The sequence below is a fragment of the Bacteroidia bacterium genome (genome assembly GCA_037045145.1).
Lineage (GTDB): Bacteria > Bacteroidota > Bacteroidia > AKYH767-A > OLB10 > OLB10.
In genome coordinates this window covers 173,904-189,407 of record JBAOIA010000011.1, presented here as the reverse complement: position 1 = coordinate 189,407, position 15,504 = coordinate 173,904, and the positions used below count along the sequence as shown (strand labels likewise).

The window sequence follows — 15,504 nt, the reverse complement described above, 5'->3', positions numbered from 1 at the left end:
TGCTGCAATGAAAATTTTCCGTTTCGGTTGGATTTATTTTATTGCTGCATTCTTATTATTGGTTGTGTGCAATAATGTTTTGGCACAAGGTAATAAACGCGAACTGGAGAAAAAAAGAGAACGCCTTCAGCATGAAATCAATGAAACCAACAAGTTGCTGAAACTTACAGAGAAAAATAAAAATGCCACACAAGCACAACTTGATGCCTTGAGAAAAAAAATATCGCTTCGCAATGAACTCATCAACTCAATTAATGTTGAAATTAAATCACTCAGCGGTGAAATTGATAAAACCGGAAAATCAATAGATTCTCTTGAACACCAAATGAAGCAATTGCGCGAAGACTATGCAGCAATGATTCAGTTTGCACAACGCAACAGAAATAAATATCAAACCATGATGTTTGTTTTTGCAGCTGACGATTTCAATCAGGCCTACAAGCGACTTAAATTTTTAAAACAGTTTACGGAAAACAGACGTCTTCATGTTGAGCAGATTGCAGAAGTGCAAAGCAATCTAAACAGTAAAAAAGCCGACTTGCAACAAAAGAAAAATGAAAAAACCGGACTCAAACAAAGTCAGGAAAGCCAAAGAAAGAATCTTGAAAGTGAAAAACAAGAGCAGGATAAAATGATGGTTAATCTTCAGGCAAGTGAAAAGTCATTGCGCAAAAAGCTTGAAGCAAAAATCAGGGACAAGGCTAAGTTAGACAAGGCCATTGCAGCATTGGTGCGAAAAGAAATTGAGGCAGCAAAGAAAAAGGCAGTGAAAGCAGGTAAAAAGAATGTTACCAACGAAAACGTATTTACATTAACACCTGAAGCACAGCAATTAAGCAATAGCTTTGCCAAGAATAAAGGCAGTTTACCATGGCCTGTTGAAAAAGGGAGAATATCTGAGACTTTTGGAGAACATCAGCACCCATTATTGAAAAATGTGACAACTAAGAATGATGGGATAGATATACGAACGGCCAAAGGTAGCTCTGTACGTAGCATTTTTAGTGGAGAAGTTACAGGTACAGTCAATTTACCAAATGGTTCGGCAGTAATTATCAGACATGGCGAATTTTTATCTGTTTATTCCAACCTTGACGAAGTGTTTGTTACTAAAGGTGAGAAAGTTACAACAAAACAAAATATTGGACGTGTCAGGACCGATTCGGATTCCGGCAACGCAGATCTTAATTTGCAAATTTGGAAAGGATTTACCAAATTAAATCCCATTGTGTGGATTGCAAAAAAATAATTTAACGATTATTTGTATATAGCATTAAATTTCTTGTATATTTGTACCATATATTTAAATAATGAGTTCTGTTACTTGTTTACTGCTTTGGAGTTTAGGTGGGTCCGAAATATTACTGATTGTTTTGGTCTTGTTGTTGTTTTTCGGAGGAAAAAAATTACCTGAATTAGCAAGAGGACTTGGTAAAGGAATAAAAGAATTTAAAGACGCATCATCCGGAGTTGAAAAGGATGAAGAAAAAAAAGAGAATAAATAAACAACGATAGTTTTCATGGCTTCGGGACGTTTGCGCAAGCAGCGTCCCGTTTTTCATTTCAGATTGTTTTGATTTTTTTAGTTTTATACTTTTATAGTTTGTTATGAAAAACCTGCAAATATTTTGGATTGTATCAATTTGTTTCATGACATCTTGCAGCAATCCGTCAAAGACTGTTCCTTCAATCGGATTTTTAGATATTGCAGAAGATGCAACTTTAGCTAAAGCACGAACAGGGTTTCTTGATGCTTTGGCAAAGAATGGATTTTCAGAAAAAGACAAAACACTCAAAGTTTATTTTTCAAATGCACAGGGAGAAATTGCCGTGTTAAATCAGGCTTGTGATTATCTTATTTCAAAAAATGTAAAGCTCATTGCAGCCAATTCAACACTATCAACAATTGCAGCAGTGCAGCACACAAAAGAAATTCCTGTTTGTATGATGGTTGCACCACGCCCCGATCTAGCAGGACTCACAGATGCTCAGGGAAACTATCCTAAAAATCTGTTTGGTGTTTTTGAAACATTGGCATACATTGACAGCTCTGTAGCATTGATAAAACGTTTCTTTCCCAATGCAATCAATGTTGGTACTATCTATAATTCCAGCGAACCACAATCAAGAGATGCCCTTGAAGAATTACAAAAAGCAGCAGCTGCATCAGGGATGAAGATAATTGCATTGCCGGTTACAAATTCTTCAGAAACACAATTGGTAACACAATCGCTTATTGCAAAAAAACCTGATGTTTTTTTTGCGCTGCCCGACAATGTCATTTTTGCATCGTTTGAAACTGTGGTTAAAGCATGCAATGAAGCACAACTTCCTGTTTTTACCAGCGAAGCAGGTTTGGTTGGCCGTGGTGCTATTGCATCATACGGTGCCGATTTTTATCAATGGGGTTTTCAGGCAGGTGTGGAAGCTGCAAATTATCTTAAATCGAATACTGCGTTAATCCCCAAACCGGAGCTTGTTCAGGTCAGGCAATATGTATTCAATAGTAAAGCAGCAGCACGTTTCAACCTTGTTGCCCCCAATGGTTTTATAGTAATTAATACACCCTGATGGAAGTAATTATTCCTGCAATAATCCAGGGTTTGTGTTATGCTGCCATGGCATTCGGCATTTATCTGACTTTGCGGATTTTTAATATTCCGGACATTACCACCGATGGCAGCTATACTTTAGGTGGCGCTGTCACTGCAATTCTAATTTCAAATGATTTGCCTCCTGCTGCTGTATTGCCTATTGTACTTGTTGCAGGTGCTTTGGCAGGTATTGCAACAGGTATCATTCACACACAGTTAAAGTTGCATCCGTTGCTTGCAGGTATTTTGGTCATGACATCACTTTATTCCATAAACCTGTTTATTATGGGAAGGCCTAACATTCCATTAATCAATGAAGCAAATATTTTTAATGAAAACATGAGTTATAATATGTTACTTGCATTGGTGTTTTCAATTGTTTTGTTGTTGTTGTTATGCTGGCTTTTGAAAACCGATTTCGGTATTGCAATGCGGGCAACAGGAAGCAATGAGTTAATGGTTAAAGCTATGGGCATTAACACTAATTTTATGAAAGTTGCCGGTTTGGCAATTGCCAATGCACTGACAGCATTAAGCGGTTATATGATGGTGCAGTATCAGGGATTTGCTGATATCAATATGGGTATTGGAATTGTAATTGCCGGATTAGCTGCTGTTATATTGGGCGAATCTTTTGCGGTATTTTTCAAATCCACTTCTATACTAAGTTCTTTAATTACGGTATTATTAGGCTCTGTATTATTCCGATTGCTATTAGCATTTGCATTGCTTGCCGGTGTACCTCCACAAATGCTTAAACTGCTTACGGCAATTCTTGTACTACTGGCAGCAGGAGTTTTTAAATTTGTTTTTAAGCCTGCGCAATGATCGAAATTTCACAAATAAGCAAAAAGTTTTTTGATGGTGAAAAGCCTGTCATTGCTTTGCAACCTACATCTCTGCAAATTAAAGAAAAGGAATTTGTGATTGTTGTTGGTGCCAATGGCTCAGGAAAATCTACATTGCTGAATATTATTGCAGGAACTTTATTGTTTGATGAAGGTAGTATTTATGTTGATGGTAACGATATTTCTGCACTTAAAGAACATGAACGAAGTCGTTTTATTGCCAGAGTATTTCAAAACCCACAATCAGGTACTGCCTCGGATCTTACTATTATTGAAAACTTCCGGCTGGCAACTTTGCGAACTCAATCAAAGAATCTGAAATTAGGTATTGACAGAAAATTTATTGACTCCATCAGAGAAAGAGTTTCATGGCTTAACCTTGGTCTCGAAGACCGGTTAAATCGTAAGATGGGAGCACTTTCCGGAGGACAACGTCAGGCATTAACAGTATTGATGTCAACTATGGATGACTTTAAATTGCTGCTGATGGATGAACCCACGGCAGCCCTAGATCCTAAAAGTGCAGAACTGATTATGAAATTAACCACACGGATTTTAAATCAAATGCAGGTTTCTGTGTTAATGGTTACACATCAGACCAAACAAGTGCTTGATTATGGAAATAGAGTTATTCAAATGGCATCAGGCCAAATAATTAGGGATTTAGATAATGTTTCAAAGGAGAGATTAACGCTGAACGAAATAGTAAATTGGTTTGATTAATCTGAACTGTCTGTCAAGGAAAAACCTTCTTTTGAGGGGTATTTATCAACCTTTTACCAAATAATAAGCTGTTTTCATTGGTAATTGAGGTTGTTCCATTCATTATTTGTAAGTTTGCATGACTATTTGCTGTATGGAAATTAAAGCAGGAGAGCTTCTTAGTAGAATTAACACACCTGACGATTTAAAGAAAATTAAACCGGAGCAGCTCGAACAGGTTTGTAAGGAACTACGACAATTTATAATTGATATTGTTTCTGTTAACGGAGGACACTTTGGGGCTAGCCTCGGTGTTGTAGAATTAACAGTGGCACTACATTATGTTTTTAATACACCCAACGATCAGTTGATTTGGGATGTTGGCCATCAGGCTTATGGTCATAAAATTTTAACAGGCAGACGCGATATTTTTCATACCAATAGGATTTATAAAGGCATTAGCGGTTTTCCCAAACGGAGCGAAAGTATTTACGATACTTTTGGAGTAGGTCATAGTTCAACTTCAATTTCTGCAGCACTGGGAATGAGTGTTGCAAGCCGATTAAAAGAGGATAAAAGCCGGCAGCATATTGCTATAATTGGCGATGGTGCCATGACAGCAGGAATGGCATTCGAAGCACTTAATCATGGTGGCGTAGAAAACAGTAATCTTCTTGTTGTACTTAACGACAATTGCATGAGTATTGACCCTAATGTTGGTGCATTAAAAGAATACCTTACTGACATTACTACATCACCAACTTATAATAAAGTAAAAGACGAAATCTGGAAAGCATTAGGTGTCATTAGTAAGTTTGGCCCCAATGCACAGGCAATAGCACAAAAAATAGAGAATGCTATGAAATCGGCTGTGCTCAAACAAAGTAACTTATTCGAATCACTTCGCTTTCGATATTTTGGCCCTATTGATGGCCATGATGTGAACCATCTGACCAAAGTACTTGAAGATTTAAAAAATATTCCCGGACCAAAAATTTTACATTGTCTTACTGTAAAAGGAAAAGGATTTAAACTAGCCGAACAAGATCAAACCAAATGGCATGCACCTGGTTTGTTTGATAAAATAACAGGTGAAATTTTTAAGCCGCAAAACAATACCCCTCAACCTCCAAAATATCAGGATGTGTTTGGTCATACTATCGTGGAGCTTGCAGAAAAAAATTCAAAAATTGTTGGCGTAACACCTGCAATGCCTTCAGGTTGTTCTTTAAATATTATGATGAAAGCAATGCCGGATAGAGCATTTGATGTAGGTATTGCAGAACAACATGCTGTAACATTTAGTGCAGGCATGGCTACGCAAGGGCTCATACCTTTTTGTAATATTTATTCTTCATTTATGCAACGTGCCTACGATCAGGTGGTGCATGATGTTGCACTTCAAAAATTAAATGTGGTCTTTTGTCTCGACAGAGGTGGGCTTGCAGGAGCTGACGGACCCACACATCATGGCGCATTTGATATTGCCTTTATGCGATGCATTCCCAATATGATTGTAAGTGCTCCAATGAATGAAGAAGAGTTGCGTAACTTGATGTACACTGCTCAACATGATAACTTAGGTCCTTTTTGTATTCGTTATCCAAGAGGAAATGGAGTATTGACAGAATGGCGTACACCATTTAACGCAATCCCTGTTGGAACAGGTCGCAAATTGAGAGGAGGCGAAGATGTTGTTATTTTAACTTTCGGACATCCGGGCAATTTTGCAGTAGCAGCATGTGATGAACTTGCTAAAGAAAATATTTATCCAGCACATTATGATTTGCGATTTGTGAAACCGCTTGATCAAATGTTGCTTCACGAAGTCTTTGCTAATTTTAAAAAGATTATTACAGTTGAAGATGGATGCCTGCAAGGAGGAATGGGAAGCGCAGTTGCAGAATTTATGATTGATAACGGCTATGCTGCAGAAATAGTAAGGCTGGGTATCCCCGATCAATTTATTGAACATGGTGAGCAAGCTGAATTATATGCAGAATGTCATTTTGATACACAATCAATAATGAAAACGGTTAGACAGCTGGTTACTGCATCACATCCCGGTATTAAATCTCTTAAATAATTTTTTTCTGTTAGTTTAGTAAGTCACTCAATGTTAATTGTTGAGGCTGGTTGAAAATTATTTTAATCATCAAAATTTTCTGAGTAACGTAAATAAAGAAACCCGACTTCTCGAGTCGGGTTTCGGGGGGACATACACAATGAATAATTTAATTACTCATCGACTTCTGTTTCTGTAGCATTGCCGGGAACTGTTTTAACTTTTTCCCATTGGCCGGTGCCCCAGTTATATTTTTCTATTTCATATCGTTCAACTCCTGTATCCCATTTATCATATTTAGTCCACCACAATCTGCTGTTTGCATATTCCCATTTCGATTGTAACAATATTGAAGAACTGTTGCTGCTTAATTGACCTGCCATGTTACAATCACTGATTACTTCAATCTTGTAGTAATAGTTTTGTTCATTAACATTTACTGCAAGGTCTTCATAGCTTGTAACATTTGCTGAAACTGTTGCCAGTAGTGAATAGAAATTTCCTGTCGTATCTGTGCTGCGATAAATGTTATATTCCATTACTCTTTCAGGATGTAATCTTGGTTCAGACCATTCAGTAAGCACAAAGTTGTTGTTAACAACTGTGGAACGAACGATGATAGCTTGTTGCTCCTGTAAATTGTAATCTGGTTTTGCTGCTGCTGTATCACTATATGATGTGTAAGTTGTTCCACAGAGATCGTAAGCTTTTATTCTATAACTGTAGTCATCAGGACAAATCATAGTTGAATCAAAGTAAAACAGTGTTGATCCAGGAACAGTAGCTATGACTGCACTGCTGCCATTACTCATTTCAGTTCTGCTGATTTCATATTGCGATACCGGGCAACCTTGATAGGGCGTCCATGTAACATTGATACCATTACTGTTCTTATTTGCACTTACGTTAATTGTAGTATGAGCTTTCAATACATTTAATGGAAGTGCAAACGAGCACCTGTCAAGCGTCTGAAGCTTGTAGGTATAGGTGTTGCTCAATGTATTTAATCCATTCTCAGTATATTTCGACTCCGGATTCATTGTAGAGTTACTTGGATTATTGTCTGTATATACATTCACATAATTTCCACTTGAAGGATCCAATCGCCACAATTTATAAGAGCCCAAATCTAAAGCAGCACTGTTAGCCCATTTAATTTCTACTTGCGTATCAGACAAAACACTTACACTATAAATAGGATCTTGTGGTGGAGGTAAAGTGTCAAATACCTGAATGTAATTTGCTTTTACAATTGAATCAGCACATCCATTACTATTAGTAACTGACAAAGCCACAGTATAGAATCCGGGTGTCAACAATGGTATGGAGAATGATGGATTGTTTGTACTGAAACCACCAATTGTCCATTGATAAACCGGTGACAATGTATCGGAAGACAGATTACTGAAAGTAAAGTTGGTTCCTGAACATGATGCAGTTTGGTCTGCAGCAAAATTTGCAACAGGTGAAAGTTTAACACGAATTGTTTTTGGAAGATAGAAAGTATCTGTACATCCTGTAGAATTATAAGCAATTAGGTAAGGTTGATAAACTCCGGGCTGCAAATAAGTTGCCTGAACATTATTTCCGGAAGCTGTTGTTCCGTTACCAAAATACCACACCACAGAGTCGCTGTTTGCAGAAAGTGATGTAAAGTTTGCAGTAAATGGTGAGCAACCTGTTGTATCATTTGTGAATGCATTCGCTGTTGGTGTTTGCATCACCTGAATATTATGTGTTGCAGTATCCTGGCATCCATTTGCATTGGTTACAGTAAGTGTTACAGCAAATGTTCCTGAGCTTGCAAATACATTTGTTGGATTTGTTGCATTTGAGGAAGTTCCATTTCCAAAATTCCAAGCAAAGTTTGCATTGATAGTGTCAGAAGATTGATTGCTGAAGTTAACAGACAATGGCGAGCATCCTGAAGTTATTGATGGCGTAAATGCCGTCACCGGTGTTTGGTTAACCTGTATTGTTTGTGGTAACAACAAGGTGTCTTTACAACCCGCTGCATTACTTACAATTAATGATACAGTATAATTTCCGGCATTTGCATAAGTGTGTGTTGGATTTGTTACTGTAGAAGTAGAACCATCACCAAAGTTCCAGATATATGAACCTGCATTGATGGAATTATTGGTAAATACTGCAATATGTGGACTACAACCTAATGTATCTGTTGTCGCTGCAATTGCAGTAGGCGACAAGTCAACATGTATTTGCTGTGTTGTACTGTCCGAACATCCGCTGGAATTAGTTGTAATTAATGTTACTGTATAATTTCCGGAATCTGTGTATTGTACACTTGGATTGGTTTGTGTAGAAGTAGTTCCGTTACCAAAGTTCCATAGGTAAGAAGCATTGTTAGTTTGTGTTGAAGTGTTGTTTAAGTTTACCGTTAATGGCGAACAGCCTGATGATGCAGATTTTGTAAATGAAGCAACCGGAGTTTGATTTACCGTAATATTATTAGGTAAAATTAAAGTGTCCTTACAACCGGCACTTGATGTAGCTATGAGTGTAACGGTATATGTTCCTGCATTGGTATAGGTGTGGTTTGGAACTGCTGTTGTTGAACTTATTCCATCACCAAAATTCCAGTTATAGCTAGCTGCATTCAATGAGTTGTTGCTAAAGTTTACATTGTAAGGTGTGCAACCAATGGTATCATTTGTAGCTGCAATCGCTGTTGGTGTTTGATTTACTCTGACGGTTCTCACGGTATCATCCATACAACCATTGCTGTTCATTGCCCAAAGTGTTATTTGATAAGTACCACTATCAGGATAAAATGTAGTTGGGTTTTGTAAGGACGATGTTGACCCGTTTCCAAAGTTCCAGTTCCATACAGTTCCTGATATATTTGAAGAAGTATTTGTGAAAGTCACTGCCAAGGGTGAACAACCGGTTGTAGCAGATTGGCTGAAACCAGCCAAAGGCGATTGCTTTATGTTTATTTGATAAGGAAGCGTAAATGTATCACGGCAACCATTAGAAGTAATTGCTATTAATGTTACAGTATATAATCCACCTGTTGTATAAGTATGTGTTGGATTTGGAGTGGTTGATGTCAAGCCATTTCCAAAGTTCCATATATAAGAAGTTGCATTAGAAGATGAATTTGTAAAACTTACTGCCTGTGGTGTGCAACCTGTGGTGTCATTTGTTGAAGCCATAGCAACAGGAAGGCCGTTTACATTTACCGTATGCGAAGTGCTATCCATACAACCCGTTGCATTGGTAACAATCATACTGACAGTGAATGTTCCAGTATTAGTAAATGTGTATGTTGGATTCTTGGTGGTTGCAGTATCGCCATTGCCGAAGTTCCATAAGTAAGTAACTCCTGATACCTGTGTAGATATATCGTTAAAGGTCACAGTATATGGAACACATCCTGATGCAGACGCAGGTGTAAATGCAGCTACCGGTTTGTTGTTTACCTTAATAGTATATGGAAACACCAATGTATCTCTACAACCTGATGCATTGGTAGCAACCAATGTTACAGTATAATTTCCAGATGTGTTATAGGTATGTGTTGGTGTTGCAATCGTAGAGGTACTGCCATCACCAAAACTCCATTGATATGAGGTAGCATTAAGAGAATTGTTTGTAAATGTACTGGTATAAGGAGCACACCCTGCAGTATCTGTTGTAGCAGCTATTGCTGTTGGTGAAAGATTAGAACGAACTGTTCGTGTCGAGTCATCAAAACAACCGTTGCTATTGGTAACTGTTAATGTTACAGCATAGGTGCCAGAGTCTGAATAAACTGTTGAAGGGTTTGCTATCGTTGCTGAAGACCCATTGCCAAAATTCCAGTTGAAAGTAGCACCTTGCATATTTGCAGTTGTATTGGTAAAGTTTACATTCAGAGGTGCACAACCAAGAGTCGGACTCATATTAAATCTCGCTCTGGGAGATTGCTTTGCATTAATCTGATAGGGTAAAACAAATGTATCACGACATCCGGCAGAATTGCTGGCAATTAATGTTACATTGAACAATCCACCTGTTGTGTAAGTATAGTTAGGGTTTACTGCTGTTGAAGTTGCTCCATTACCAAAGTTCCACTGATAACTTGTAGCATTAGTAGAATTGTTAGTAAAGCTCACAGCATGAGGTGTACAACCTGCGGTGTCAGCAGTTATTACATTTGCTGTTGGAGAAATGTTAATGGTGACTAGTTGCGAAGCCGTATGAGTACATCCATTTCCATTGTTTACATTCAACACAACCTGATAAATACCTGAATCAGCAAATACTGTAGATGGATTGGCAGATGTTGAAGTATTGCCATTTCCAAAATCCCAAAAATAGGTAGCTCCTGATATAACGGTTGAGGTATTGGTGAAGTTAACATTTAAAGGCGAACACCCTGTTATTGCTGATGAAGTAAATGATGCCAATGGTGTTTGATTTACCTGAATGGTATTGTTAAACACGAAAGTGTCTTTACATCCTGCTGTATTTGTTGCAATAAGTGTAACTGTAAAATTACCTGTTCCGGGATAAGTGTGTGTAGGATTTACTTGCGTTGATGTTCCTCCATCACCAAAATTCCAGCTATAAGATGTTGCGTTTATTGAGTTGTTTACAAACGTACTTGTGTATGGATTACATCCTGTTGTATCATTTGTAGATGCACTTGCTGTTGGCGATAATTTTACAACTACGTTTCTTACCGAATCATCTGAACAGCCATTAGCATTTGTTACTAATAATGTAACTGCAAAAATTCCGGAATCAGGATATACGGAAGAGGTATTTGGCGTAGATGCAGTATTTCCATTACCCAAGTTCCAGTTGTATGTTGCACCGGAAGTATTAGCAGAAGTGTTTGTAAAGTTAACGGTGAGAGGAGAGCATCCTGTAGCCGGACTCATATTGAACCTTGCCCGTGGAGTTTGGTTAACAACTATCTGAGATGGGAACACAAGTGTATCACTACAGCCTGAAGCATTGGTTGCAATTAATGTTATAGTATAGTTGCCTGCATTAAGGTAGGTATAATTTGGATTCGCAAGTGTTGAGGTAGCACCATTTCCAAAATTCCATAGATAACTTGTTGCATTCAAAGATGTGTTTGTGAAGTTCACAGTATGTGGACTACATCCAACAGTATCTGTTGTTGATGCAATAGCTGTTGGTGAAAGAACAGTTGTAATTTGTGTAGTTGCTGTGCCTGTACATCCTGCAGTATTTGTAACTATAAGACTAACATTAAAGCTTCCTGAATCAGCATAAAGTGCAGTAGCATTTGAAGTAATGGCTGTATTACCATTTCCAAAATTCCATAAGTATTGAGGGGAGTTTAATTGAGTTGATGTGTTTGTAAAGTTTACAGTCAAAGGCGTACAGCCATTGGTTGCAGAAGAACTGAATTGTGCTGCCGGTGTTTGATTAACATTTATTGTCTTAGGCAACCACAAAGTATCACTACATCCAAAATTATTGTAGGCAACAAAATAGGGTTGATAAGTACCGGCTAGAGTGTAGGTATGTGTTGCTGTAGATGCAGTGCTAGTATTTGATGCACCTGAAGCAGGGTCGCCAAAGTTCCACAGATACGAAGTTGCATTTGTTGAGTTTTGCGTAAATGTTGATGTTAAAGGACTACAACCAACGGTATCTATAGTTGTTGCAGAAGCTGTTGGAACAGGATGAACAACTATCGGATTACTGAATATATAGTGTGAAGAACATCCAAGGTTATCACTTGTAATCAGTGAAACGGTGAAACTTCCTGTTGTTGAATATAAGTGTGTTGGATTTTGTAGGGTAGAGCTGTCACCATCACCAAAGTTCCATAACCATGTTTGTGCATTCAATGAACTGTCAGTAAACTGAACTAAGTTTCCTACGCAACTTTGCAGACTCACAAGGTTAAAATATGAGAAAGTTCCCGGTACATGAAGGTAGTTAACTTTCGTCATTGTATCACGACATGTTCCATTAATAGCTATTAAAGTAATAGTATAATCACCTGGAACGTTATACACATGCGATGGCGATGTGGCAATAGAATTAGAGCCATCACCAAAATCCCAATAGTATGTTGTCGCATTAGTTGAAAGATTGTTGAAATTTACTAATGCCGGTGCACAAAATGCCTGCGTAGGCACATTAAAGTCGGCAGAAGGTGTTGAGATAGTAACAGCATTCGTCATGACTAATGTGTCTTTACAGCCTGTGGAGAAGGTTGTTATCAAAGTCACTGTATATACTCCATCAGTTGTATAAGTATAGCAAGGATTAGTTTGTGTTGATGTGGCACCATTTCCAAAATCCCATTTCCTTGAAACAACAGTAGTATCACTGGCGTCAGTAAAACAAATTGTTGTTGGATTACAACCTCCGGTTGCTGACATGGTAAATTTTGCTTGTTTGTATTTTATTCCTTTAAGTCGTTTTGTTGCTGAACATCCATTTGTATCTCTAACCCAAAGCGAAATTGTATCAGAGGTTGGTGGCGCATAGAATGTGTAAACCGGATTTTGTGTTGAATCTGTTGAGCCGTTATAAAAATTCCAACCCCATTTAATAGCAGGTGTAGGTCCGGTAAGATCAGTTAATGTAACAGTAATAGGAAAACATTGCGAGCTCTGTGTGAATGAGAAATTCGGAGCAGCTCTGTTAATTCTTATCAATGCTGGATAAGTAACCGTACGCGAACAGGCACCATTGGTTGCTGTTAACGAAATGGTGTACGCTTTTGGAGTAGTAAAATTTCTTGATGGATTTTCTAAAGAAGAAAATCCGGTAGATGATGTTGGGTCACCAAAGTCCCACCAATACGAAGTTGCACCTGTTGAAGTGTTTGTAAAGAACACAAATTGATTCGTACAACTTGATGTAGGTCCATTTATGACAAACGATGGCTGTGGATTTGTTGTTGTAATACTATCAGTATAAGTATTAACACATCCATCACTGCTTGTTACATTTACAGAAACTATGAAAGTTCCAGCTTGATTATAAGTATATGTTGGATTAGCAGAAGTTGACGTACCAACGCCATCACCAAAATTCCATTGTATGTTTGTCCAAGGTCCTCCTGTTAAGCCAAAAGTAAATGGATCATCATGACAACCGGCCTTTTTGTTTACTGTTATCGGATTAGGATAACCTAAAGTGATTGTAGTACTTAAACTAGTCATACACCCACTTTGCAAAACTATATTCAATACCACAGTATACGTCCCGGGTTGTGCATAGGTATGAGAAGGAAACTGTGTAGTAGCATGTGGTGAACCATCACCAAAATCCCAATCCCATGAAACTACATCCATGGTGGTATCGCTAAAGTGAATCAGGTAGGGTGCACAAGGGGTAGCTTGAATATAGGTGATCGGTGAAATTAACATCGGAAACACCTGTACTATGGCAACTGGATTAAAAAATTGCGAACATCCGGATCCATTATTTCCTGGCATGAACGAATTTAATGTTATTGTATAAATACCAACAGAGTCAAATGTAAAAGTTGGATTTGCTACATTACTTGTATCATTAGTTAACCAAGGTACACCAAAATCCCAATGGAAAACAGTAGCTCCCAGTAATGGATTGGAGAATGATACCGGATAAGGTTGACAACCCTTAATTGTATCAGGTACAGTATAAAGAACAGAAGCATCCCTGACTTTTACAAAGTTTTTTATAAGTGTATCTTTACAACCTGCTGATGATGTAACAATCAGTTTAGTTGAGTAAGTTCCGATGTTATTATAAAGATGTGTTGGATTTGATGCTGTAGAAGTGTTTAATACTCCTGAAGCGGGATCACCAAAGTTCCATTCGAATGCAACAATACCTGTTGTACCCGTTGGATTAAAACTAACATTTAATGGTGCACATCCTGACCCGGGATTGTAAGTGTAGTTAGCTACTGCTTGATTGACTACTATATAGTTGTTTTTTACAATTATTGTTTCACAACCATTAGTGCTGAATGCATGTAATGTTACATTAAAAGTACCTGCTGTTGTATATGTCTTAGAAGGTGATGCAAGTGTTGAAGTAGTTCCGTCACCAAATTCCCAAAGATAAGTGGCAGCACCTGTCGAAGTATTGTTAAATTGTACTGCAAGTGGTTTACATCCTGTTGTAGGATTGGATGTGAACGAGGCTACCGGTGGTTGATCAACAACAATGATATTATTTAAAGTCACACCTCCGTTACATCCACTCGATGTTGTTACAAAGAGAGAAACAGAGTATGTGCCTGAGTTTGCATAAGTGTGTGAAGGGTTTGCAGCAGTAGATGTGTTTTGAGCACCTGATGAAGGATCACCAAAGTTCCATGCATAGCTGGTTGCACCTGTTATTGATGGTGCAGTAAAATTTGTTGTTAACGGCTTACATCCCGCGCCATTGGTCCAGGTAAATGTTGGTGTAAGTGCTGTTCCAATAGAAATCATATTGTTTGCAACTACAGTATCTGAACACCCATTGGCATCAGTAACAATCAAACTAACATTAAAAGAACCTTGAGTTCCATAAGTGTGTGTAGGATCCTGTAACGTTGAAGAATTTGCACCACCTGACGAAGGCTGACCAAAGTTCCAAAGATAACTTACAACCCCGGCAGATGCTGAGTTAAACTGAATAACCTGATTGGCATCACATGTGCTTGACGGATTTGCGGTTAACTGTGCTGTTGGTTGACCATAAACAGTAATATAGTTTGTTTGAGTTTTTACGTTTGAACAACCATAAGATGAATAAGCTACTAACTTTACAGTATAAGTTCCTGGAATACTATATATATGTGTCGGATTTGTTTGCGTTGATGAAAAACCATCACCAAAATCCCATATACACGAGGTAAAGTTGGATGAAGTATTATTGAATGATACTGATAATGGACTACACCCTGATGTAACATTAGATGTGAAGTTAGCTGTCGGAAAAGAAACAACGTCAATGTAATTCGGAATAATCAATGTATCTGATTTTCCGGAAGTACTGTTGTAGGCAATTAGCTTCACAGTATAATTTCCCGGAGCTAAATAAACAGTTTGTGGATTGGGTAATGTTGATGTATTACCATTTCCAAAATCCCAGAAGTAGCTTGTGGCTAAAGTGGAAGTATTGCTGAAATGTACCGTCAGAGGTACACAACCTTCTGTAGAATCAGCAGCAAACGATGCTGTTGGAATCTGCGCCTTGACATTAAATGTGCCAAGTAGAAGCGTAATAGCAAAACATAACTTCCACGTGATGTTTCTGCCTGTGGTAAAGTATCTGTTCATATTTGATAAGTTAAAAAAATTCAAAGTGTAAT

At 38.0% G+C, this 15,504-nt stretch carries 7 protein-coding genes; 6 read left to right on the top strand and 1 reads right to left on the bottom strand.

Going from position 1 to position 15,504, the window contains the following annotated elements; translation table 11 throughout:
* Positions 1-7: 7 nt before the first annotated feature.
* The 6 genes from V9G42_01790 (at position 8) to dxs (ending at position 6,230) form a co-directional block, all read left to right on the top strand.
* Positions 8-1,249 carry a peptidoglycan DD-metalloendopeptidase family protein gene (locus tag V9G42_01790; protein MEI2758145.1) on the top strand — a complete coding sequence of 414 codons (1,242 nt, stop codon included), beginning with the start codon at positions 8-10 and terminating at the stop codon, positions 1,247-1,249.
* Positions 1,250-1,310: 61 nt separating this feature from the next.
* A complete protein-coding gene (locus V9G42_01785; GenBank protein ID MEI2758144.1) occupies positions 1,311-1,505 on the top strand; it encodes a twin-arginine translocase TatA/TatE family subunit in 195 nt (64 codons plus the stop codon).
* A gap of 145 nt (positions 1,506-1,650) precedes the next feature.
* Complete coding sequence (locus V9G42_01780; protein MEI2758143.1) at positions 1,651-2,571, top strand: ABC transporter substrate-binding protein; 921 nt, start codon at positions 1,651-1,653, stop codon at positions 2,569-2,571.
* Complete coding sequence (locus V9G42_01775) at positions 2,571-3,422, top strand: ABC transporter permease (GenBank protein ID MEI2758142.1); 852 nt, start codon at positions 2,571-2,573, stop codon at positions 3,420-3,422. Before V9G42_01780 ends, V9G42_01775 begins: the two co-directional genes overlap by 1 nt.
* A complete protein-coding gene (locus V9G42_01770) occupies positions 3,419-4,165 on the top strand; it encodes an ATP-binding cassette domain-containing protein (protein ID MEI2758141.1) in 747 nt (248 codons plus the stop codon). The genes V9G42_01775 and V9G42_01770 overlap by 4 nt, the downstream gene beginning before the upstream one ends.
* A gap of 133 nt (positions 4,166-4,298) precedes the next feature.
* Entirely contained in the window at positions 4,299-6,230 is a 1,932-nt protein-coding gene (gene dxs, locus V9G42_01765; GenBank protein MEI2758140.1) for a 1-deoxy-D-xylulose-5-phosphate synthase, read from the top strand.
* Between the two features lie 152 nt (positions 6,231-6,382).
* Here dxs and V9G42_01760 read toward each other — a convergent pair whose 3' ends face one another.
* Complete coding sequence (locus tag V9G42_01760; GenBank protein ID MEI2758139.1) at positions 6,383-15,472, bottom strand: PKD domain-containing protein; 9,090 nt, start codon at positions 15,470-15,472, stop codon at positions 6,383-6,385.
* Positions 15,473-15,504 lie beyond the last annotated feature (32 nt).